At 74.0% G+C, this 22,481-nt stretch carries 20 protein-coding genes and 1 riboswitch; of the genes, 5 read left to right on the top strand and 15 right to left on the bottom strand.

Features of this window, described 5'->3' with window-relative positions; genetic code table 11:
* Window positions 1-24 precede the first annotated feature (24 nt).
* The 4 genes from ACFY3U_RS08735 to ACFY3U_RS08720 all read right to left on the bottom strand — a co-directional run bounded on the left by ACFY3U_RS08735 (window position 25) and on the right by ACFY3U_RS08720 (window position 4,299).
* Entirely contained in the window at window positions 25-876 is an 852-nt protein-coding gene (locus tag ACFY3U_RS08735) for a menaquinone biosynthetic enzyme MqnA/MqnD family protein (RefSeq protein ID WP_387197175.1), read from the bottom strand.
* Between the two features lie 90 nt (window positions 877-966).
* Complete coding sequence (locus ACFY3U_RS08730; RefSeq protein WP_387197171.1) at window positions 967-2,214, bottom strand: MFS transporter; 1,248 nt, start codon at window positions 2,212-2,214, stop codon at window positions 967-969.
* 50 nt (window positions 2,215-2,264) lie between these two features.
* Window positions 2,265-2,846: an ArsR/SmtB family transcription factor gene (locus tag ACFY3U_RS08725; RefSeq protein WP_387197168.1), complete on the bottom strand. Its 582-nt coding sequence runs from the start codon at window positions 2,844-2,846 to the stop codon at window positions 2,265-2,267.
* 202 nt (window positions 2,847-3,048) lie between these two features.
* Window positions 3,049-4,299, bottom strand: a complete 1,251-nt coding sequence (locus ACFY3U_RS08720) for a DUF222 domain-containing protein (RefSeq protein WP_387197165.1) — start codon at window positions 4,297-4,299, stop codon at window positions 3,049-3,051.
* Window positions 4,300-4,903: 604 nt separating this feature from the next.
* Between ACFY3U_RS08720 and ACFY3U_RS08715 the strand changes: the two genes are divergently transcribed.
* The 4 genes from ACFY3U_RS08715 (at window position 4,904) to ACFY3U_RS08700 (ending at window position 10,046) form a co-directional block, all read left to right on the top strand.
* Window positions 4,904-7,144: a HelD family protein gene (locus ACFY3U_RS08715; RefSeq protein WP_387197162.1), complete on the top strand. Its 2,241-nt coding sequence runs from the start codon at window positions 4,904-4,906 to the stop codon at window positions 7,142-7,144.
* 289 nt (window positions 7,145-7,433) lie between these two features.
* Window positions 7,434-8,411 carry an ABC transporter ATP-binding protein gene (locus ACFY3U_RS08710; RefSeq protein WP_387197159.1) on the top strand — a complete coding sequence of 326 codons (978 nt, stop codon included), beginning with the start codon at window positions 7,434-7,436 and terminating at the stop codon, window positions 8,409-8,411.
* Window positions 8,412-8,421: 10 nt separating this feature from the next.
* Window positions 8,422-9,159 carry an ABC transporter permease gene (locus ACFY3U_RS08705; protein WP_387197156.1) on the top strand — a complete coding sequence of 246 codons (738 nt, stop codon included), beginning with the start codon at window positions 8,422-8,424 and terminating at the stop codon, window positions 9,157-9,159.
* 95 nt (window positions 9,160-9,254) lie between these two features.
* Complete coding sequence (locus tag ACFY3U_RS08700) at window positions 9,255-10,046, top strand: VOC family protein (RefSeq protein WP_387197646.1); 792 nt, start codon at window positions 9,255-9,257, stop codon at window positions 10,044-10,046.
* A 42-nt stretch (window positions 10,047-10,088) separates the two neighbouring features.
* Here the strand turns inward: ACFY3U_RS08700 and ACFY3U_RS08695 are convergent, their stop codons facing one another.
* The 3 genes from ACFY3U_RS08695 to ACFY3U_RS08685 form a co-directional block, all read right to left on the bottom strand.
* Entirely contained in the window at window positions 10,089-10,895 is an 807-nt protein-coding gene (locus tag ACFY3U_RS08695; RefSeq protein WP_387197153.1) for an ABC transporter ATP-binding protein, read from the bottom strand.
* On the bottom strand, window positions 10,892-11,935 hold the full coding sequence (locus tag ACFY3U_RS08690; protein WP_387197642.1) for a FecCD family ABC transporter permease: 1,044 nt from the start codon (window positions 11,933-11,935) through the stop codon (window positions 10,892-10,894). The genes ACFY3U_RS08695 and ACFY3U_RS08690 overlap by 4 nt, the downstream gene beginning before the upstream one ends.
* Before the next feature lie 220 nt (window positions 11,936-12,155).
* Window positions 12,156-13,094: an ABC transporter substrate-binding protein gene (locus ACFY3U_RS08685; protein WP_387197150.1), complete on the bottom strand. Its 939-nt coding sequence runs from the start codon at window positions 13,092-13,094 to the stop codon at window positions 12,156-12,158.
* Window positions 13,095-13,208: 114 nt separating this feature from the next.
* Window positions 13,209-13,298, bottom strand: a riboswitch (cobalamin riboswitch).
* Between the two features lie 186 nt (window positions 13,299-13,484).
* On the opposite strand from ACFY3U_RS08685, the gene ACFY3U_RS08680 reads away from it, so the two are divergent.
* The gene (locus tag ACFY3U_RS08680; RefSeq protein WP_387197147.1) at window positions 13,485-14,831 is read left to right on the top strand and encodes a C39 family peptidase; all 1,347 of its coding nucleotides are present in this window, start codon (window positions 13,485-13,487) and stop codon (window positions 14,829-14,831) included.
* 381 nt (window positions 14,832-15,212) lie between these two features.
* Here the strand turns inward: ACFY3U_RS08680 and ACFY3U_RS08675 are convergent, their stop codons facing one another.
* The 8 genes from ACFY3U_RS08675 to ACFY3U_RS08640 form a co-directional block, all read right to left on the bottom strand.
* Entirely contained in the window at window positions 15,213-15,509 is a 297-nt protein-coding gene (locus ACFY3U_RS08675) for a DUF4229 domain-containing protein (protein WP_387197144.1), read from the bottom strand.
* 68 nt (window positions 15,510-15,577) lie between these two features.
* Window positions 15,578-15,994, bottom strand: a complete 417-nt coding sequence (locus tag ACFY3U_RS08670; protein ID WP_387197141.1) for a hypothetical protein — start codon at window positions 15,992-15,994, stop codon at window positions 15,578-15,580.
* Window positions 15,995-16,032: 38 nt separating this feature from the next.
* Window positions 16,033-17,187: a WxL protein peptidoglycan domain-containing protein gene (locus ACFY3U_RS08665; RefSeq protein WP_387197138.1), complete on the bottom strand. Its 1,155-nt coding sequence runs from the start codon at window positions 17,185-17,187 to the stop codon at window positions 16,033-16,035.
* Window positions 17,188-17,308: 121 nt separating this feature from the next.
* Window positions 17,309-18,511, bottom strand: coding sequence for an Ig-like domain repeat protein (locus ACFY3U_RS08660; RefSeq protein ID WP_387197136.1), 1,203 nt, complete (start codon window positions 18,509-18,511; stop codon window positions 17,309-17,311).
* Window positions 18,512-18,704: 193 nt separating this feature from the next.
* Window positions 18,705-19,517 carry a phosphate ABC transporter ATP-binding protein gene (locus ACFY3U_RS08655; RefSeq protein WP_387197639.1) on the bottom strand — a complete coding sequence of 271 codons (813 nt, stop codon included), beginning with the start codon at window positions 19,515-19,517 and terminating at the stop codon, window positions 18,705-18,707.
* A gap of 38 nt (window positions 19,518-19,555) precedes the next feature.
* Window positions 19,556-20,467: a sortase gene (locus tag ACFY3U_RS08650; protein ID WP_387197133.1), complete on the bottom strand. Its 912-nt coding sequence runs from the start codon at window positions 20,465-20,467 to the stop codon at window positions 19,556-19,558.
* A gap of 26 nt (window positions 20,468-20,493) precedes the next feature.
* On the bottom strand, window positions 20,494-21,264 hold the full coding sequence (locus ACFY3U_RS08645) for a hypothetical protein (RefSeq protein ID WP_387197130.1): 771 nt from the start codon (window positions 21,262-21,264) through the stop codon (window positions 20,494-20,496).
* A 91-nt stretch (window positions 21,265-21,355) separates the two neighbouring features.
* The gene (locus tag ACFY3U_RS08640; protein ID WP_387197127.1) at window positions 21,356-22,462 is read right to left on the bottom strand and encodes a hypothetical protein; all 1,107 of its coding nucleotides are present in this window, start codon (window positions 22,460-22,462) and stop codon (window positions 21,356-21,358) included.
* Between the last annotated feature and the right edge of the window lie 19 nt (window positions 22,463-22,481).

Raw genomic sequence — 22,481 nt, 5'->3', positions numbered from 1 at the left:
GGCCGGTCCGTGCCCGGCCGGCGGTCAGCCGGCGAAGAACTCCGGGCCGTCGGCCGGGAGGGCCGGGGCCTCGCCGATCGCGGCGGCCCGCCGGGCGAACTCCCGCAACCCGGCCACCTGCCGCTCCCCGAGCGAGAAGTCGAGGGTACGGAAGTAGGTGGCGAGGGTGGCCGCGTCGAACGGCTCCCAGCGGGCTGCCGCCTCCGCGACCTGGTCCAGCTCGGCCAGGCAGAGGTCGCGGGAGCGCAGGAACGCCTCGTGCACCTCCTTGACCATGCCCGGGTGGGCGGCGGCGAAGTCCCGGCGTACCGCCCAGACGGCGAAGACCATCGGCAACCCGGTCCACTCCCGCCAGGCCTGCCCCAGGTCGGTGACCTCCAGCCCCCGGCGGGGCGCCTCGTGGAGCGCCCGCAGCGCCACGTCGCCGATGAGCACCCCGGCGTCCGCCTCCAGCAGCATCTGGGTCAGGTCGGGCGGGCAGCGGAAGTACTCGGGGTGGACGCCGTACCGCTCGCCGAGCAGCAGCTGGGCCAGCAGCACCCCGGTGCGGGACGTCGAGCCGAGCGCGACCCGGGCCCCGTTCAGCTCGCCCAGCGGCCGGGTGGAGACCACGTTGACCGACAGCACCGGCCCGTCGCTGCCGACCGCGAGATCCGGCAGGAGCAGCAGCTCGTCGGCGTGCCGCAGGTACTCCACGTGCGAGATCGGCCCGATGTCCAGGTCGCCGGCGACCAGTGCGGCGCTGAGCCGGTCCGGCGAGTCCTTGTGCAGGTCCACGTCGAGCAGGGCGCCGGAGCGCATCAGGCCCCAGTAGATCGGCAGGCAGTTCAGGAACTGGATGTGCCCGACCCGGGGGCGTGCCACGCGCTCAGCCATGCCCCGACCGTATCCCCGCCGGTCGCGACCGGCTCAGCGGACCGTCTCCGGAGTGGCCAACCCCGCAGCGGCTGACCGGAATGTCTCCGCTCAACCGGCCACCGGCGCGGCAGGCGCCGCCACGGGGGCAGCGGCTCGCTCGGCCCGTACCGCGCGCCGGACCGGCCAGGCCAGCACCGCGACCACCAGCAGACCGGCCACCCCGCAACCGGCGACCAGCGGCCGAGGTTCGGCCACTTCCAGCAGCAGACCGCCGATCAGATACCCGGCCATTCCACCGCCCTGCACCGCCGCACCGAAGAGCGCGAACGCGCGGCCCCGGGCAGCCTCGGGCACCCGCCGGGCCAGCAGCAGGTTGTCGAAGATGTTGTTGCCACCATTGCCCACGCCGCCCACCATCCAGATCGGCACGAGCAGCCACGCCGACGGGACCGCAGCCGAGACGAGGACCGCCAGGCAGCAGCCGCCGAGCAGCACCAGCCCGGCCCCGAGTAGCGCGCCGTCATCCGCGAACCGGCGGGCGACCCGGGCGAACAGCCAGGCACCGAGCACGACGCCGAGCGTCCAGGAGCCGGTGACCAGGCCGTACACGGTGGTGGAGCTGTGCAGCGTCTCCCGGATGAAGAAGACCTCGATCACGTTGATCGCGCCGACCGCGCCGACCACCGCGGCCACGCTGCCGATCATGACCATCAGCAACGGATCGCGCCGCAGCCGCCAGGCGCGCGGGGCCGACGCGACGACGTCGGCCACCGCCGTCCCGCGGCCACCCCGGCGGGTACGGATGAGCAGCGCGGCCGTGACCAACGCGAGATAGCTGACCGCGTCGACGAGCAGCGGCACCCGGGTGCCGAACTGCCCGACGAGCAGCCCGGCGAGGGCTGGCCCGACGAGCGCGCCCAGGGTGCCGGCGGTCTGGTTGAGCGCGCCGGCGCGGGGCAGGTCGTCGGCCCGGACCATCACCGGCACCAGCGCGGCGAGCACCGGCTGGGTGACCGCGAGGCCGGTGGCCAGCAGCGCCACCAGCGCCATGACCAGGACCGGATCCTTCGCGTACGCCAGCGACACGCAGATCCCGGCCTGGGCCAGCCCGGTGCCGACCAGCAGCACCCGGCTGTCCACCCGGTCGGCCAGCCGGCCGGTCAGCGGGGCGAGCGCGACCAACGGCAGCGTCGCGGCGAGCAGCAGCCCGGAGATGGCGAGGCCGCCCGCCCCGGCGGACTGGAGCGCCAGGGTCAACGCGGTCGCGGCGAGGAAGTCGCCACAGCTGGAGACGCCCCGGGCGGTGGTGGCGAGCCAGACGTCCGACCAGCGCGACGAACCAGGTGTGAAGGACATACTTCGAAAATAATCCTTCACACCTGGCGTACGCAACCCGCATTCGTCGCTCAGTCGATGGGCATCGCCCGGTACTGCGCCGCCACCTTGCGCGCCCCCGCCGGTGGTTCGGTCCGGTACCGCTGCCGGTACGGCGCGATCAACGCCTGGACCGCACGGTTGAGTTCACCCAGCTCCTCGGCGGTCAGCAGCAGCACGCTGTCGCTGATCGAGGTCGCCTCGTACCACTCGCGCGGCTCGTCCCGCGCGCGGCGCATCCAGTCCCGGACCCGCTGTGCGTCCCGCACCAGGTGCGCCTCGACGAGGGCCGCCTCGGCGGCGTGTGTCTCCGGATCAGCGTCCGGCTCCGACTCTACGGAGTACGACGGGTTCACCGCCTGCCACACCCGCTCTCGGGCGTCCCCCCGGCCGGCCGCTTCCCGGACCAGGCCGAACCTGGCCAGCTCGCGCAGGTGATAGCTGGTGGCGCTCGGCGAGAGGCCGGCGAGCTCGGCGCACTCGGTGGCGGTCGAGCCGCCCTCCACCGCACTGAGATGTTCCATGATCGCCATACGGGCCGGGTGGGCCAACGCCCGCATAACGAGCGGGTCGCTGATCGTCATCCTGCGCTGCTCGTGGCCTGCCTCGGTCATCCCCCCATGATCCCGGCCCGTTCGCCGCCGCACCAACACCCCGGGTGCTACTGCCCAGCCCGGCTGACCTGGTGCCGCGTCACCGGCGGCACAGAAGGCCCGCCCGAGAAGTCGGCGCACGGTGACCCCGGGTCAGCCGGTGCTGGTCCGGTTGATTGATCCCGACGCTGGCGGGTGATGGGCGTCCGGGCTTTCTGCCCGGTCAGGGTTTTCGGTGGAGGTGGTTGCGGCGGGGGTGTTGGTGGGGGTCGAGCCAGGCCGGTGGGAGGAACTCGGGCCGCCGGTCGGTGCCGGTGCGGACGGTCCAGTCGCCGTGGTGGATGAGTCGGTGGTGGTGGCCGCAGAGCAGTACGGCGTTGTCGAGTGAGGTGTGGCCGCCGTCGGCCCAGTGTCGGATGTGGTGGCCGTCGCACCAGCGGGGTGGGCGGTCGCAGCCGGGAAACGCGCAGCCTGCGTCGCGTAGCACCAGGGCGCGGCGTAGTGGCCCGGTGAACAACCGTCGGCGGCGGCCCAGGTCAAGGACCTGACCGTCACCGCCGAGGACGGCGGGAAGCACGGCGGCGTCGCAGGCCAGCCGGCGCACCACGCTCGGGGTGAGCCGCATACCGGTGTCCAGGGTCCCGGTCTGGAGTTGGCCGGTGAGTACGTCGTACCGGGTGGCGACCACCAGCTGCGGGCGGTCGCCGCCGTTGTCCGGCAACTGCCCGGTGCTCAACGCGAGGCGGCACACCTCGCCCAGCGCGTCGGCCCGACGCTGACCGGGACTGCGATCATCGCCTTCCCCGGAGGGGGCGGTGAGGGGGTCGATCGCCGCCCGCAGCAGGGCCGCGGTCTCCGCGTCGAGGCTGCCGGCCAGGCGCACCTGACCGTCGGGCTGGTCGGCGAGGGTGACATGCCGCCGGTCCCACGCCCGCTCCGCCGCCCGGGTCAGAGCGGCCAGCTCCGCCCGCTCGGCGAGCTCCGGCGCCACGTGGGCCAACACCCGTTCACCGAGGCGCCGCAGCACCGCCGGCTCGAACCGGCCCGCCGCGTCAAGCAGCACGGTCACGGCCTTGTCAGCGACCTCCGGACCGGCCTCAACCGGCAACGCCCGCACCGCAGCGGCGATCGCCTCACCCTGCTCGACGGTCACCGCACCCGACACCACCGCCGCCCGCACCGCCCCCGGCCCCGCGTCCAGAGCGGCGGCCACCCGCACCAACTCCCGCGCGCTACGCCCGGACACCCGCAACCGATCCCGCAGCCACACCGCCGTCGACGACGCCCCCTGTGCGGTCGCGAGACCACGACCGTCGACCTCCCGCACCAGGGCCAGCTTCACCGCGGCGAGACGCTGCTCCACGGCATGCACCGCATCCAACGACGCCACCAACTCCGCCTCGCCCAACGGCCACGCCGGCGCGTCGACCAGGCCATCCAGCACCTCGTCGAGCACAGCCACCGCAGCCCTCACGACCAAGACATTAGAACATACGTACGACACTTTCCGCGGTCGCCCGAACGCACCCCGCAACACCGCACGACGCCAATCGGCGAAAGACCAGGACCACGGCAGGGCGGGGACCAGTCCGGGCTGAGGCCGGGGCGCCAGGTGCGAGCCGAAGCCACGTGCAAGCCGAAGCCACGTGCAAGCCGAAGCCACGTGCAAGCCGAAGCCACGTGCAAGCCGGAGACAGATACGGGCCGGAGCCACGTGCAAGCCGGAGGTAGGCACGGGCCGGAGCCACATGCGAGCCGGAGCCAGGTACGGGCCGCGGCCGGATCTGGCCAGGGCCGGAAGTGGCGGCCAATGCCGGAAGTGGCGGCAAGGGCCGGGGCCGAGCTGGTAACGGGACCGAGCCGGTCCGGGACCGCGAACAGGGAGTCGCGTCGGCGAGGTCGACGGTGACAGCGTCTGTCGACCGGACGGATATTCGGTTGCCGCGCGCTGACCTGGGAGTAGCATCTCTCCTTCCGCCTGACGGCCGCGGTGAGTAGCACCGCAGCGGACGTCCCCGCGCCGACCTGCGTCGGACACGCGAGCGGCAGTGATCTTCCCCGTGTCGAGGAGTACGTGGATGACCCTGCACGCCCCAGAACAGTCCCTGGACGTCGAACTCGCCGCCGAACGCGCACACCTGGACACCTCCCGTGCCGCCCTGCGCCGGATGCGGGAGCGCGCCGAGGCGCTCTTCGCCACCGGTGACACGGTCGCCGGTGACGCGTACACCGCGGAGCAGCTCGGCCGGCACCTGGCCCGACGGGTGGCCGAGCTGGCCGACGACCCCACCACCCCGCTCTTCTTCGGTCGCCTCGACTTCGGCGCCGCCGTGACCGACGCCCAGGCCGCCCCTGCGGCGGCCCATGCCGCCGACGCCGCTGGCGCTACGAACGCCGCCGGCGCCACCAGCGCCACCGACGCTGCCAGCACGGCCGACCGAACGACCGGCGCCGGCGAAGCCCGGGCCACCCCCACGGCCGACGGGGCGGCCGGCACCCCGGACGGGCCGGACGGGGCGTACGCGGAGCACGCCGGGCGGGAGTACCACGTCGGGCGGCGGCACGTGACCGACGAGCGGGGTGAGCCGCTGGTGCTGGACTGGCGGGCGCCGATCTCCCGGTCGTTCTACCGGGCCAGTGCCCGGGATCCGCAGGGCGTCGCCGTGCGGCGCCGGTTCGGGTTCAGCGCCGGTGCGCTGACCAGCTTCGAGGACGAGCGGCTCGACCGGGGCGAGGAGCTGGGTACGGCCAGCCGGATCCTCACCGCCGAGATCGAACGCCCGCGGGTCGGGCCGATGCGCGACATCGTGGCCACCATCCAGCCCGAGCAGGACGAGCTGGTCCGCGCCGAGCTGGCCGACTCGATCTGCGTGCAGGGCGCACCGGGCACCGGCAAGACGGCGGTCGGGCTGCACCGGGCGGCGTACCTGCTCTATCTGCACCGGGAGCGGTTGCGCCGCTCCGGCGTGCTGATCGTCGGGCCGAACCGGGCGTTCCTGTCGTACATCGCGGCGGTGCTGCCCGCCCTGGGCGAGGTCGAGGTGGCGCAGGCGACGGTGGAGGACCTGCTCGAACGGGTGCCGGTACGGGCGGTCGAGGACCCGGCGGTGGCGACCCTCAAGCACGACGCCCGGATGGCCGAGGTGCTGCGCCGGTCGGTGGACGCGCGGATCGGCGTGCCGACCGAGCCGATCATGGTGTCGGACGGTTCGTACCGCTGGCGGATCGGGCTGGACCCGCTGCACCGGATCGTCGAGGAGACCCGCCGGGAGGGGTTGCCGTACGGGACCGGGCGGGAACGGGTCCGGGCCCGGGTGGTCGGTCTGCTGCAACGACAGGCCGAGGCGCGGCGGGCCGAGTCGCCGAGCGACGCCTGGCTGCGCCGGATGGGCCGCGCGAAGCCGGTGACCGACTTGCTGGACGCGGTCTGGCCCGCGCTGACGCCGGAGGGCCTGGTGCACGGCCTGCTCGGCGACCCGGACCTGCTCGCCGCCGCGGCCGACGGGCTGCTCAGCGCGGAGGAACAGGCGCTGCTCCGTGCCACCGCGGGCAGCGGGACCAGGCTCGGGCGGACGCCGAAGGCGACCCGGTGGACCGCGGCCGACGCGGTGCTGATCGACGAGGCGGCGGGGCTGCTCGAACGGCCCGCGGGCTTCGGGCACGTGGTGATCGACGAGGCGCAGGATCTCTCCGCGATGCAGTGCCGGGCGGTGGCCCGGCGCAGCGAGCACGGGTCGATCACCCTGCTCGGTGACCTGGCCCAGGGCACCGCGCCGTGGGCCGCGACGGACTGGCGGGAGAGTCTCGCCCACCTGGGCAAGCCCGACGCGCAGGTGGTGCCGCTGAGCGTCGGGTTCCGGGTGCCCGAGGTGGTGGTCGCGTTCGCCAACCGGCTGCTGCCCGCGCTCGCGGTGGACGTACCCCCGGCGCGGTCACTGCGCCGCGACGGCGCGCTCGACGTGCGTACGGTGAACGACCTGGCGGGGGCCGCGGTGGACGAGGTGCGGGCGGCGCTCGCGCACGACGGCTCGGTCGGGGTGATCGCGGCGGACGCCGCGGTGGACGGGCTCCGCGCGGCGCTCGCCGCCGCCGGCGTGGCGACCGCGACCGCCGACGAGCTGCAGGACGCGGCGCGGGTCACGGTGGTGCCGGCGACCCTGGTCAAGGGCCTCGAGTACGACCACGTCGTGGTCGTCGAGCCGGCCGCGATCGTGGCGGCGGAGCCGCGCGGCCTGCACCGGTTGTACGTGGTGCTGACCCGGGCGGTGTCCCGGCTCAGCGTGCTGCACTCCGCCCCGCTGCCCGCCCCGCTCGGCTGAGTGGCCGTGCCGCCACCGTTCGCCGGTCGCGGGAGCGGTCAGTGCCAGGTCAGGCGGGCGACCCGGCCCTGCTCGCCGGAGGCCCAGCAGGCGCCGGACGGGGTGCACTCGACCGCGTCGAAGCTGCCGGAGTCGAAGCGTCGCCAGCTGCGGCCGCCGTCCCGGCTGAGGTCGCTGCCAGGACGAGACAGGTGAGCGCGCGCATCCGCATGGTCGGAACCTGGGGGAGATCGGCGACACCCGATACCACCGGCACCCACAGGTTGCCCGGAACCGCTATACAGGAGCCGTGCCCGACAACGCGACCGCAACCGCGTCCAGCGACGTCCTCGCCCGCGCCGACCAGGCCACCCGCCGCTACGGTGACGTCCTCGCCCTGGACCGGGTCGACCTCACGGTCGGCGCCGGTGAGCTGGTCGGCCTGCTCGGGCCGAACGGCGCCGGCAAGAGCACCCTGATCAACCTGCTGGTCGGGCTGCGCCACCCCACGGGGGGCCGGGTCGAGTTGTTCGGCGGCGACCCGCGCGATCCGGCCTCCCGCCGGCAGCTCGGGGTGACCCCGCAGGAGACCGGGCTGCCCGGCACGCTGCGGGTCGGCGAGGTGGTCGACTTCGTCTCGGCGCACTTCCCCGACCCGGTGCCCCGGGCCGAGCTGCTCGACCGGTTCGGCCTCACCGACCAGGCCCGCCGGCAGACCGGCGGCCTCTCCGGCGGCCAGAAGCGCCGGCTCGCGGTGGCGCTGGCCTTCGTCGGCCGGCCCCGGCTGGTGGTGCTGGACGAGCCGACCACCGGCCTGGACGTGGAGGCGCGCCGCACCCTCTGGGAGGCGATCCGGGCGTTCCACGCCGACGGCGGGACGGTGCTGCTGAGCAGCCACTACCTGGAGGAGGTGGAGGCGCTGGCCCAGCGGGTGGTGGTGATCGGCCGGGGTCGGGTGCTCGCCGACGGCACGGTCGACGCGATCCGCGGCATCGTCGGCGTGCGCCGGGTCAGCCTGATCGCCGACGACCTGCCGGCGCTGCCCGGGGTGGTCGCCACCGAGCGGGTCGACGGGCGCACCCACCTGCTCACCACCGACGCCGACCAGCTGGTCCGGGACCTGGTCGGGGCGGGGGTGGCGTTCCGCGAGATCGAGGTGCGGCCGACCTCGCTGGAGGAGGCGTTCCTCGCCATCACCTCGGCCGACGAGCCCGCGGGCGGCGACGCCGGCCGGGCCGACGCCGTCACCGCGGGCGGCCCGGCCGCCGCCGAGCCCACCACCGTCTGAGGAGCCGTCCGTGCCGCTCGCCCTGGTCCACGCGCGCTACCAGCTGCTGGAGACCATCCGGATCCCGATCGCGGTGGTCGGCAGCGCGTTCTTCCCGGCCGCCTCGATGATCTTCTTCGTGGTGCCGTTCGCCGGCGACGACCGGGTCGGCGCCACCTACGCCACCGCCGCGATGATCACCTTCGCGGTGCTCAGCGCCAACATCTTCCAGTATGGCGTCGGCGTCTCGGAGGACCGCCAGCAGCCGTGGAACCCGTACACCCGGACGCTGCCGGCCGGCAGCGCGCCGCGCTTCGCCGGGCGGATCCTGGCCGGGCTGGTGCTGACGTACCTGTCGATGGTGCCGGTGGTGGTGATCGCGGCGCTGGGCACCGAGGCGCACGTCAGCCCGGTGCAGTTCCTGCTCGGCGCGCTCGCCGTGGCCGTGGTGTCGGTGCCGTTCACGCTGCTCGGCCTCGCCATCGGTTACGCGCTGCCGAGCAAGGCGGCGATCGTGGTCGCCCAGGTCGTCTTCTTCCCGCTCGCCTTCGGTGGCGGCCTGCTCTCCGGCCCGGACGACGCGCCCGGCTTCATCAAGGCGATCGGGCCCTTCCTGCCCACCCGGGGCGCGGTGGAGCTGATGTGGGCGGCGGTCACCGACTGGCAGCCCAAGCCGCTCTCGCTGGTGATGCTCGGGGTGTGGGTGGTGGTGCTGGGCGGGGTCGCCGCCTGGGCGTACCGGCGGGACGAGGGTCGCCGGTTCCGCTGACGTTCTGTCCGGTTCCGGCCCGGTCGGCCCCCGGGCGGTGCCAGGATGCCGGCATGGGCGTGACGCCGAGCGCGCCCCCGCCGAGAGGGGTCAGCGTGAACACCGTCCCGCCGGGCACGCCGTGCTGGACCGACCTGGCCACTCCGGACCTGGAGGGCGCCAAGCGGTTCTATCCGGAGCTGTTCGGCTGGACCGGTGCGGTGGCGCCGCAGGCCGAGGCGACCGGCTACACCACCTTCCGCAAGGACGGCCGCGCGGTGGCCGGCGCCGGGCCGCCCGCGGTCGCCGACCAGGTGCCGATCTGGTCGACGTACGTGGCGGTGGACGACGTCGACCTGGCCGCCACCCGGGTCGAGGCGGCCGGCGGGCAGGTGCTGGTCGCCCCGTTCGACGTCGCCGACGACGGCCGGATGGGCGTGTTCGCCGACCCGGCCGGCGCGGTTTTCAGCGTCTGGCAGCCCATGCGGACGGTCGGCGCCGAGCTGTTCAACGAGCCGGGGTCGATGTGCTGGAACGAGCTGGTCAGCCCCGACCCGGTCGGCGCGGTGGAGTTCTACGAGCTGGTCTTCGGCTGGCACCCCGAGGAGCAGCCGACGGGCGGGACGGGTTACACCGGATGGCGGTGCGGGACGCGGATAGTCGCCGGGATGACCACCCCGCTCGGCGACGGCTTTCCGGACGACCTGCCCGCGTACTGGTCGGTGTTCTTCGCGGTGGACGACACCGACGCCACGGCGGCCCGCGCCACCACGCTCGGCGGCACCATCCTCGTCCCGCCCCGGGACACTCCGCTCGGCCGCCAGTCCGCCCTCCGCGACCCCGCCGGCGCCCTCTTCACCATCCTCACCCCCGCCCCCGCCACCCCCGCCACCGGCTCGCCGATCTAGGGGTAGTTGCTGTTGGTGGATCTCCCACCACAGCACTTCGCCCTAGATCGACGAGGAGATGGACGAGGAGGGTGGGGTGGGGCGGAGGGGGACGATCAGGGGGCCGTGGTCGGTGGGGATCACCTGGACCTTGGCGTGGTAGTGGGTGGCCAGGAGGTGTTCCGTCAGGACCTCGGCGGGGGGGCCGGCGGCGGCGATCCGGCCGTCGGCGAGCAGGACCAGGCGATCCGCGTAGCCGCCGGCGATGGAGAGGTCGTGCATGGTGGCCAGCACGGTCAGGCCGTGCTCGCGGCGCAGCTGGTCGACCAGCTCCAGCACCTCCTGCTGGTGACCGATGTCCAGCGCGCTGGTCGGCTCGTCCAGCAGCAACAGGGTGGCGCCCTGGGCGAGCGCCCGGGCCAGGAAGACCCGCTGCCGCTCGCCGCCGGAGAGGGTGGCCAGCTCCCGGCCGTGGAAGGCGCCCAGGTCCAGCCGGTCGAGCACGTCGTGCACGGCGACCATGTCGGCGGCCGACTCCCGGCCCAGCGGCGGGATGTACGGGGTGCGGCCCAGCAGCACGTAGTCGAGCACCGACATGCCGGCCGGCACCGCCGGGGACTGCGCGACGGTGGCCACCACCCGGGCCCGTTCGCGGGGCTTGAGGGCGCGCAGCGGCGTACCGAAGAGGGAGATCGCGGATCCGGCGGGCAGCAGGCCGCCGACGGCGCGCAACAGGGTCGACTTGCCGGCGCCGTTCGGGCCGATCACGGTGACCCACTCGCCGGCCGCGACGGTCAGGTCGATCCCGGTCAGGATCGGCACCCGGTCCAGGGTGACCCGCAGGTCCCGCACCTCGACGGCGGCGCTCACGTGAACACCCGCCGGGTGGTGCGCAGCACCAGCACGAAGAACGGGCCGCCGAGCAGGGCGGTGACCACGCCGATCGGGATCTCCTGCGGCGCGGCGGCCGTCCGGGCCACCACGTCGGTCAGCGCCAGGAACGCCCCGCCGAAGAGCATGGACAACGGCAGCACCGCCCGGTAGCTGGAGCCGGCCAGCAGCCGTACGGTGTGCGGCACGATGATGCCGACGAAGCCGATCAGCCCGGAGGCGGAGACCGCCGCGGCGGTGCCCAGCGAGGCGGCGGCGATCAGCAGGTAGCGGGAGCGCTGCGGGTGCAGCCCGAGGCTGCTGGCCTCGTCGTCGCCGAGCGAGAGCACGTCCAGCTCGCGCCGGTGCAGCAGCACCACCACGGCGGTCACCGCGAAGTACGGCAGGACCAGCCGGACGTCGGACCAGCCGGCGGTGGCCAGCCGGCCGAGCAGCCAGGAGTAGACCGGCTGGATGCTGTCGGCGTGCCGCTGCAACAGCCAGGTCTGGCCGGCGGCGAGGAACGCGGAGACCGCCACCCCGGCCAGGATCAGCGTCGCCGGTGAGCGGTCCCGACCACCGGCCGCGCCGAGCAGGTAGGTCAGCGCGACCGCGCCGAGCGAGCCGGCGAACGCGGCCAGCGGCACGGTCAGCGACATCCCGGTGAAGACCTCGGCGTTCGCGCCCAGCACGATCGCCGCGGTGACCGCCAGCCCCGCGCCGGCCGCCACCCCCAGCAGGTACGGGTCGGCCAGCGGGTTGCGGAACACCCCCTGGTACGCCCCACCGGCGAGCGCGAGCAGCGCGCCGACCAGCAGCCCGAGCACCGCCCGGGGCAGCCGCAGCTCGGTGACGATGGCGATCTCGCTCGCGCTCAGGCCGCTGTCCAGGTGCACCCCGGGCAGCAGGTTGAGCAGTTCGGCGGCGACGCTGCCGGGCGGCAGGCTGACCGGCCCGAGCGACACCCCGGCGACCAACGCGACCAGCACCGCGCCGATCCCGGCGGCCAGCCAGCGCTTGCGCAGCCCGGCCGGGCGCACGGTCGGCCGGGGCGCGGCCGCCGACCGCCCGGCGGCACCGTCCGAGCCGGCGGGGCGCGCTGGGCCGGCGGCACCGGCGGGGTCGGTCGGTCCGGCGGCACGAGCGGGGTCGGGGGCACCCGCCGGACCGGGGGCGGGCGTGCCGGCCGGCCGGGACGTGCGGGACGTCCCGGCCGGTCGGGGGGATTCCGCGGGTCGCACGGTCACCGGTGGTGGACCGTCACGCGGGCACCTTGGCGACCGCGTCGACGATCGCCCGGACCTGGTCGACGACGCGCGGTCCCCAGCGCGAGGCGACGTCGTCGTCGAGGGGGACGACCTGGTTGTTCTGCACGGCGGTGAGCCCGGCCCAGCCGCTACGCGCCTTCACCTTCTCCGGGGACTGCTGGCAGCACTTGGTGTCGGACAGGAAGATGAAGTCGGGGTTCGCCTTGACGATCACTTCCTGGCTCAGCTGCGGGTAACCGGCGGCCTTGCCGTCAGCGTCCGACGCGTCGGCGACGTTCTCCAGCCCGGCCAGGGCGTAGAGCGAGCCGATGAAGGTCTTGCTGGTCGCGGTGTACAGCTCCGGGCCCAGCTCGTGGAAGTAGGTCAGCTTCTTCGACCGCTGCGGCAGGTCCTTGACCAGCTTCGCGATGTCGTCCTTCATCCGGGTGGTCACGTCGGCGGCCTCGGCCGGGTGACCGGTGGCCGTACCCAGGTCGGTGATCTGGCGGTAGGTGTCGTCGAGCGTCTTGGCCGCCGGGGTCCGCAGCACCGGGATCTTCAGCTTGGTGAGCTGGTCGACGATCTTGTTCTGGTCGTCGGAGAGCACCACCAGGTCCGGCGCCTTGCCGGCGATCGCCTCGGCGTTGGGCTGGAAGGCCGACAGCTCAGACTTCGGGGCTTCGGCCGGGTAGTTCGACTGGTCGTCGACCGCGGCGACCTGCTTACCGGCCCCGATGGCGAAGAGCATCTCGGTCGCCGTCGGCGACAGCGAGACGATCTTCTCCGGACGCTGCTGCAGGGTCAGCCCGCCGACCGTGACGGGGAACGAGGCGGCCGCGGACGGGGAGCCGCCGGCGGCGGGGGTGTCGTCGGCCTTCTCGGCGCAGGCGCCGAGCGCGAGCGCGGCGACCGCGAGGGTCGCCGCGAAGAGCCGGGGGGTACGTCTGGACAAGTGATCCTCCTGTCGGTCGAGGAGCGTGGTGCTTCGCCGACAGGGGACGCCTGGGCGTACCCGTCCGCGAGGCGCCCTTCCTCGAGAGCGCGTGTCGCGATCAGCCGCAGGCGACCTGGCTCGTCCCCGCACACGTCGGCACCGGCCTGGGCCGGCGTCGTGCGGGGCATCACAGTTGCGGGACAGCGCCGGTTTCCCACCGGCTTCGCTGCGGTCCGATCGGTGCCACCGTAGCGCACCGGCCGGGCCACCCCGTCCCGCTGCGCTCCCGGCCGACGCGTGGTGACGGCGGTCTCGGCAACAAACTCCCATTCACTCCCCCCTGGCGAAGCTTCCTGCCAGCCCGCAGACTGATCGACGACGATGTCTCATCCGACCCGGGGAGCAGTCATGGCCAGTTCACGCCGGATCACGATCGCCCTCGCCGGGCTCACCGCGATCGCACTGCTGGGCACCGCCGTACCCGCCGGCGCCGCGCCGGACGCCGACCACCGGCCGACCGGCCACGACGAGCAGATCACCTTCCAGGAGTGGTCCGGCCACTCCGACTGGCGGCGGGGCGAACACGCCGGCACCCGCGCGGTGGCGGGCACCCGACCCGGCGTCACCCTGGCCCGGCCGGTCGGCACCACCGGCTACACCGACCCGCACACCGGGGTCACCCGCCGCTGGGAGTACGCCACCTGGACGTCGCCGGTCGCCCGGATCGGCTTCCCCGCCACCGAGCTGGTCGCCTCGTGGAACGCCACCACCCCGGCCGGTACCTGGATCCAGGTCGAGGTGCAGGGCGGTTACACCAGCGGGGCCACCACCCCGTGGTACGTGCTGGGACGCTGGGCCTCCGGCGACGCGGACATCAGGCGCACCTCGGTCGACCGGCAGGGCGACCCGTGGTCGACGGTCTGGACGGACACCCTGGCCATCGACGACGCGGACGCCGGGGTGCTGCTGCGGGCGTACCAGCTGCGGCTGACCCTCTACCGGGCGCCCGGGCAGGCCGCCGCGCCGGTGGTGCACATGCTCGGCGCGATGAGCTCGAACGTGCCGGACCGGTTCACCGTCCCGCCCAGCGCCGGGCACCTCGCCTGGGGGGTGGAGCTGCCGGTGCCGCGCTACTCGCAGAACGTGCACGCCGGGCACTACCCCGAGTACGACGGCGGCGGCGAGGCCTGGTGCTCGCCCACCTCCACCGAGATGGTGGTGGAGTACTGGCGACGCGGCCCGTCACCTGCCGACACCGCCTGGGTGGACCCGAGCTACCCCGACCCGACGGTCAACCACGCGGCCCGGATGACCTACGACTACGCGTACGACGGAGCCGGCAACTGGCCGTTCAACACCGCGTACGCGGCCAGCTTCCCCGGCCTGGAGGGGCGGGTGACCCGGCTGCACTCACTGGACGAGCTGGAGCGCTTCATCGCCGCCGGCATCCCCGTGGTGACCAGCCAGTCCTTCCTCGCCAGCGAGCTCGACGGGGCGAACTACGGCACCTCCGGGCACCTCTTCGTGGTGGTCGGCTTCACCGCCGAGGGGGACGTGATCGTGAACGACCCGGCGTCGTCGAGCGACGACGCGGTGCGCAACGTCTACCGGCGGGACCAGTTCGAGCAGGTCTGGCTGCGTACCAAGCGGATCAACGCCAGCGGCGGGGTGTCCGGCGGTTCCGGCGGCGTCGCGTACCTGATCAAGCCGGTGCACAAGCCCTGGCCGGCCGTCCCCGGCTCCACCAACTGGTGACCCCGGCCCCGGCTAGTCAACAACGAGGTTGATCAAGGAGTTCGCGTCACACTGGAGCCTGATCTCGACGCAAACTCCTTGGTCAACTTTATCGGGGAGGCAGGGTGACTCAGCACTCGCGGGAGCAGCGGGGTCGGTGCCCCGTCTGTAAGCGCGTCGTGGCAATGACCGCCGACGGAGGAGTTCCGCGGCACAACGGCACCATTCGTGCCCACGCCCCACCTGCGGAGTGCCCAGGGGGCGGCCAGCCGGCGGAAGCGATGGAGCGCTGAGTGACCGCGACGCTCTGCCCAGCCGCCAGGCATGCCGGGCAGCTGCCACGGTAGGACCGACGACGCCGGACGGTTCCAGGTTCTCTGGCCGGCTGCAGGCGGAGAGGGTTCAGCTCCGCCGGTCGCCGGGCTGATCGTCGGTGGGCTCGGTGCCGGTGGGCTGGTCGTCGCCGGCCAGGGCGGAGCGGAGCTGCTCCTTCTCGGCGCGGCGGCGCTCGGCGGCCGCGGCCATCTCCTCGGCCATCTCGTCGCGCCAGCCGCGCAGCAGGAAGAACGACGCCGCCGCGGAGAACGCCAGCGCCAGCATCAGCTTGAGGAAGATGTTCATGTCGACCGGCCAGAGCGCCGCGACCACCACGGCGAACAGTCCGATCCGGGCCAGCGTGTACTTGACCGCCGCGCTCACGTTCCCACTCCGTTCTCCGCGCCCGGTGACCCCGGGCGGGTGGTTCAGCCGGTCCGGCGGGCCAGCCATCAGCCGGTCCGGCGGGCCAGCCAGCGCACGCCCTGGAACCAGGCCACCGCGAAGACCACGGTGAAGGCGAGCGCGGCCAGGCCGCCGGTGAGCAGCGGCGCGAGCCCGCTTACCAGGCCGGCGACCAGCAGCCCGACGACCACCGCGAGCACCGCGGCGACCAGCGCCGCGACCACCCGGGCGGCGCCGAAGTCCCAGGCGCGGAAATCGTCCCAGAACAGCCAGACCGGCAGGATCACCGCGAGCCAGCCGTTGGTCCGCCCGAAGTGCCCGGCGCCGACCGACGCGAAAGCCCAGTCGAACAGCACCAGAGCCAGCACGCCGATCACCCAGCCGGCCAGCGCGACGCCGAGCAGGTCGCCCAGGGTCAGCACGCGCCCCTCGGCGTCCCGGCGGGGAAACCCTTGCTCACTCATGACGGTACGAGGGTACGTGAGCACGGGCGGCCCAGGTCTCAGCGGGCCGGGACGGGCTCCGGCGCGCTCAGCGGCTCCTCGTCGAGGATCCGGCGGCGCCGCCGGGCGACCACGACCAGCGCGACGACCGCCACCACGATCAGCAGCAGGCCGAGCACCGACCAGGGCGGGGCCCAGCGCCCGACCGACCGGCTGACCGCGGGCAGCCGCCCCTCGGCGCTGACCGGGTTGACCGTGACGATCGCGTCCAGCGAGCCGGCGGGAAAGACCCGCAGGTCGCGGTCCAGCACCACCTCGCCGCCGGGCAGCAGCTCGGGCAGCTCGACCCGGCCGGCGTCGGCCAGGGTGGTGCCGAGCGGGCCGCGGATGCGCAGGGTGGCCTCGCCGCCGACGGTGCGCACGTTCCCGCTGTTGCGGACCCGGTAGTGCACCCCGAGGTCGCCGCTGCCCAGCGGCATCGCCGGCGTGCGGTAGTCGGTGCTCAGCTGCTCGATCCGCACCTCCGGCGCGAGCTCCCCCTCCACCCGCAGGTAGACCCGGGCGGCGACCCGCCGGTCCACATCCACCTGCTGGCCGCTCGGGTTGGTCTGCCGCTCGACCATCGAGGCGATGATGCCGCCCGCGTGGTCGCCCGGAGTGGCCTTGCTCGGCACGGTGACCCGGAACGGGATCTCCAGCCGCTTGCCGGCCGGCACCGTGTACGACCGGCGCGGCAGGCTGATCCACGAGCCCAGGCCGGTGGGCTTCTCCGCCCCCGGCAGCAGGGCGAACGCCCCGTCCGCGGCGCTGTAGGCGTCGGTGGCGTAGACGGTGAAGGTGAGCGGGCCCCGGCTCAGGTTGCTGATCGCCACCCGATCGTTGATCTTCGTGCCGGCCCCGCTCTGGTACTCGAACTGGTTGCGTCCCGGCGTACCGGTCGCGCCCGCCGGCTGGACCGCCCAGCGCAACTCAGGGTTCGCCCCGCCCGGTCGCGGCGCGGCGATCGGCGCGGAGACCGCCCGAGGCCCGGCGATCGGCGCGGAGACCGCCCGAGGCGCGGCGATCGGCGCGGAGACCGCCCGAGGCGCGGAGACCGGCAGCGGCGCGGTGGCCCGGTGGGCCGGGGTCGCCGAGGCCGGGGCGGGCACGGCGACCAGCGTGGCGAGGAGCGCGAGCAGGCTCGCGGCGGCGGAGAGGGGGCGGCGCGGGTCCATCCGGGAACTCCTTCGTCGTACGGGTGCGGAGGTGCCGCCGGCGGGGAGCCCGGCGTGGCCGGGAGCGGGCGGCACCTCCGCGTCGTGCCCGTACCAGCTGGTCAGCTGGCCGGACCGGGGATCAGGCCAGGGTCAGGGTCAGGGTCGCGGCGTAGCTGCCCGGCGCGACCGAGTCCGGGATGTCGAGGGTCAGGCCGGCGCCGCACTCGAACACGCCCGCGCTGCTGCCCGCCTCCGCCTTGCAGAGGGTGCGGGCGGAGCCGAGGCCGGCACCGGGAGCGACGGCCGCACCCGCGGCCACCGAGCCGGAGGCGTCGACCTTGGCGGCGTTCGGGGTCCAGCCCAGGTTGTCGCCCGGGATCTGGCTGGCGCCGTTGGCGAAGTCGCCGACCTGGCCGACCAGGTTCCAGCCGGCGTTGCTGCCGCGCAGGTCGGTCACGGTGGCCTTGTTCAGCGCACCGGTAGCCGAGCCGCCGACCACACCGCCGGTCAGGTTGACGGTGTCCCCGGCCAGCCCGAGCGAGAAGGCGCCCGGCGCCACGTCGGCCAGGATGGTCTGGTTGCCGGTGGCGCCGTTGGTCGGCGCGCTGATGGTGTACGACACCGCGCTGGAGGTCGACGCGGTGTAGTCGCCGTTGGCCGGGGTGTAGACCGCGGTCAGCGACAGGGTGCCGACCGGCAGGTTGCTCACCGGGAGGCTGGCCACGCCGCCGGAGACTCCGGCGGTGCCGATGGTGGTGGCGCCGCGCTTGAAGGCGACGGTGCCGGTGGCGGCCGACGGGCTGACGGTGGCGGTCAGCGTGACGGTGGCGCCGTACGCGGCGCTGCCGGCCGGGGAGGCGGCGAGCCCGGTGGTGGTCGGCGTGGCGACGACCGCGCCCTTCACCGTCCAAGTGCCGTTGTTGACGGTGATCGGCGCGCGGAAGTAGTCGGCGTTGTCACCGAGGATCTCGCCCGAGCACTGGATCACGATCTCGTAGTTGCCGTTGGCGGGCACCCCGAGCAGCGCCTTGGCCATCGACCGGTTGGTGCCCAGGGTGAACGGGCCGGCATCGTAGTTGTTGTCGCTGCCGATCCGGTTGAGGTTGTTGTACGGGCCGCCGACCGGGCCGACCTTCGCCACCGCGTTGGTGCCGTACCCGGTGGGGCAGGCGGCCGAGGTGGTGGCGGAGGTGAACATCGGGGTGGCGTCGTCGGCGCTGGCGCCCACCGAGCCGGTGGTCGGCGTGATGGTCAGGGTGCCGAGGTCGGCGGCGAAAGCGGGGCTGGACACCCCGACCAGCGCCACCGACGACACGACGGCCGCTCCCAGGAGCGCCGCCACGCGGGCGACGCGGGAGGACGGAGCCTTCATAATCACTTCCTCTTCTTGAAGTGAACGTCGGTGCCCGGCGGGCACCGGAGTCAGGTTCTGCGTGGGCCGTGACCCGGCGATCAGGCCCACTCTTACGCCGGACATGCGCGAGGCGAATTCGCGGTGACCTGACCACCGGGTCCGCGCCGCGCGGGACCGGTGTTCAGCCGAACCGGCCGTTGACGTAGTCGGCGGTGCGCTCGTCCTGCGGCCGGCCGAACATCGCCTCGGTCGGGCCGTGCTCGACGATCACGCCGGGGGTGCCCTGCTCGGCCAGGAAGAACGCGCACTGCTGGGAGACCCGGGCGGCCTGCTGCATGTTGTGCGTGACGATGACGATGGTCACCTCGCTGGTCAGCTCGGCGATGGTCTCCTCGATCCGCCGGGTGGAGGTCGGGTCCAGCGCCGAGCACGGCTCGTCCATCAGCAGCACCCGGGGGCGTACGGCGAGCGAGCGGGCGATGCACAGCCGCTGCTGCTGACCGCCGGAGAGCGCCCCGCCGGGCTGCCGCAGCCGGGCGCTGACCTCCTTCCACAGGCCGGCCTTGATCAGGCACTCCTGCACCAGGTCGTCCCGGGTCTGCCGGCCGGCCCGCACCCCGGTGAGCTTCAACCCGGCCAGCACGTTGTCGTAGATGGACATCGCCGGGAACGGGTTGGGCTTCTGGAACACCATGCCGATCTGCCGGCGGGCCTCGGTCAGCCGGCGGGCCGGGGCGTAGATGTCGTCCCCGTCGAGTCTCACCTCGCCGGCCAGCGCCGCGCCCGGCACCAGCTCGTGCATCCGGTTGAGGATCCGCAGGAAGGTCGACTTGCCGCAGCCGGACGGGCCGATCAGCGCGGTGACCATGCCGGCCGGCATGGTCAGCGAGACCCGGTCGAGCACCTTGTGGCCGCCGAACCAGGCCGACACGTCCCGGGCGTCCAGAGTGCCCGACGGGGCGGTGGCCAGGGCGGTGGCCACACCGTCCACCATGGTCAGGTCAACAGAGGTGGTCATCTCGGAGCCTTTCTCTACAGCAGGTTCGGCAACAGCTGGCTGACCTGGTCGGCGACGGCCGCGCCCAGCGCGGCCAGGACGGGTACGCCGGTGACCCAGGCCTGCCAGCGACCCCAGCGGGCGCGCAGCCAGGAGAAGGCCAGCACCGCCGCGAAGAGCGCCTGCGACCAGAGCAGCAGCGGCGTCCAGGCCGACGGGTCGGTGGCCATCGGCAGTTCGGTGCGGGGCAGGTTGGCCGCGGTGATCGGCCGGGGGCCGACCTCCTGGGCGGGGGAGACCAGGTCGGCGTCGACCCGGAGCACGTCCTGCGGCAGGAACGGCTGGCCGTCCGCGCTGATCAGGGTGAGCCGGCCGGCGCCCGGGGCGAGCGGCGGCGGGACCACGTCACCGGTGTGCCGTACCGCCTGCACGCGGTACTCGTGCTCGCCCTGGCCGGTGGCCACGTTGATGGTGTCGCCGGTGCTGAGCAGGTCGATCCGGCCGAACGGCCCGCCGTACGCGGCCCGCCGGCCGAGCAGCACGCTGGTGCCGGGCTGGCCGGGCAGCACGCTGTCGCGCCGGTGCCCCGGCCCGCCGGTGAGCACCCCGGCGGAGGTGCCCTCCAGCACCACCTGGCGCAGCCCGATCTTGTCGATCCGCAGCACCGCCACCGGCGTGCCGGGCGCCAGGAGGCGGCCCTGCGGGTCCACCTGCCCGGTGGGGGCGGTCGCGTTGGCCAGCTCGCCGCGCAGGTCGGCGTACGCCACCTGCTGGTCGCGCTGGTACTGCAGCCGGGAGACCAGGGTCAGGTGTGCCACGAAGCCCAGCAGCAGCACGGCGAGCAGGGTCAGCGAGGTGCCGACCACCTGCGCGGTGACGCGCGGGGCGGACTCGGCGACGACCGGACGCGCGACCGGGGCCGGCGTCCGTTCCGCAGTGGCCGTCATCTTCTTCTCCTCAGGATGCCGCGGGGTCAGCCGGCGAGGTCGTCGCCGACGAAGGCGGCGTGTCGCCGGCCCATCCGGCGCAGCAGCACGCCACCGGCGGTGAGCAGGGCGCCGAGGGCGACGATCGCCACGATCGCCACCCCGGTACGCGGCAGCGAGCCGCCGCCGGAGCCGGAACCGCCCGGGCCCGGGGACGGGGCGGCGGAAGCGCCCGGCGGGGAGGCAGACGGGCCGGCGGCCCCCGGGGACGGGGCCACGGAGGCGTTCAGGGTCATCGAGCCCCGGGTGCCGGCCGGTGCGGAGCCGGACGGGCCGGGCGCGGGGCCGCCGGCGCGTACCGTCCAGGTGCCGGCGGCGACGGTGATCCCGACCCGGAAGTAACCGGGGTTGTCACCGAGGATCTCGCCGGAGCACTGGACGACGACCTCGTAGTCGCCGTTGCGCGGCACCGCGCCGAGCGCCTTGGCCATCGACCGGTTGCTACCCAGGGTGAACGGGCCGGCGTCGTAGTTGTTGTCGCTGCCGATCCGGTCGAGGTTGCTGTACGGGCCGCCGACCGGGCCGACCTTCGCGACCGCGTTGGTGCCGTACCCGGTGGGGCACGCCGCCGAGGTGGTCACCGCGGTGAGCATCGGCGTGGCGTCGGCGACCCCGGAGCCGACCGGGCCGGTCGTCGGGGTGACCGTCAGGGTGCCGAGGTCCGCGGCCGACGCGGGCGCGGCCGGCCCGGCGAGCACCAGAGCGGCCGACGCCACCAGCCCGAGCAGGGCGGCGGTCGGGGTTCGGGGCAGGCGCACAGGAGTACCTCTCGTCGTCACGGTCCGGCCGGGGACGCGATGGTGGCCGAAGGTCCAGGACGGACCTCCGGCCACCCGCGGGCGGCTCGGGTCAGCCGTTGGCCTTCAGGTAGGTGTCGCCGCAGCCCTGCTTGAGCAGGTCGGCCGGCTGGCTGCCGGTCGAGGCGCGGAAGCCGAAGCCGAAGGCGTTGATGACCTCGTCCCGGGTGCAGACGTCCGAGCCGGCGCCGACGAAGGTCTTGGCCACGGTGGCGTTGCTCAGGTCGGCGGTCGGCACGACGTTGTAGACGTCCCGGACCAGCGGGAAGTTGGTGTTCAGGTTGCCGGTGAAGCCACCGGTGCCGTTGCGCGGGCTGACGCCACCGATCTTGCCGAGCACGGCCTCACCGCGCCGGTCGGTGATGTTGACCTGGACCCCGCCGATGGTCTTGCCGGCGTTCTCCTGGGCGATGTACTGGGCGATGGAGAACGGCACCAGGTAGTTCGGCTGGCCGTTGAGCACCCGGCCGTCGTGCTCCTGCACGTTGTTGTTCAGGCTCTGCAGGCACGGGTAGTCGCCGGCGCTGATCTCCGACTCGCTGATGCCCATCTTGCTGTTCCAGAACGACCGGGTGCCCGAGCCGGACTGGATCAGCAGTGGGGTCACGGTGACCCCGTTGATCTTGGTGGTGAGGCACCGGTAGATGCGCTGCAGCTGCACCAGGGTCAGGTTGCTCGGCAGGTCGCTGTTGGCGTTGACCGCGTAGCTGACCCCGTCCACGCCGAACGCGACGTAGGTGTAGAGGCCGGTGGTGCCGGGGGTGCCCGAGGGGGCGCTGGATGAGCGGGCGAAGTCGATGCAGCCCAGCACGTTGCTGTTCTGGTAGACGCCGCCGGCCTCACCCTCGGAGGCGCGCAGCGCGGTGCGGCCCGCGCCGGAGCCGTCGGGGCGGTTGAAGGTGCAGCCGGTCGCCTTGGTCTTGACCGTGGTGGTGCCGCGGGCGTCCCAGGAGGCGATGACCTTCGCCCCGCCGGTTCCGGTGATCGAGTTGGCCAGGCCGTTCATCACGTCCTGGGTGGTGTCGGAACCGACGCCGGCCAGGGTCCGGTAGTCGGTAACCGGGCTCGGGTCCGCGAGCGCGGGCGTGCCCGCGGCCAGGGCGACGACGAGGGCGCCGAGCGACGCCGCCACCACCCGGCCGATCATTTTCACCTGCATGGTTTCTCCCTTTCCGAGA

This window comes from Micromonospora sp. NPDC000089, from assembly GCF_042899365.1.
In the GTDB taxonomy this organism is placed as follows: domain Bacteria; phylum Actinomycetota; class Actinomycetes; order Mycobacteriales; family Micromonosporaceae; genus Micromonospora.
This window is presented reverse-complemented; position numbering and strand designations above follow the sequence as displayed.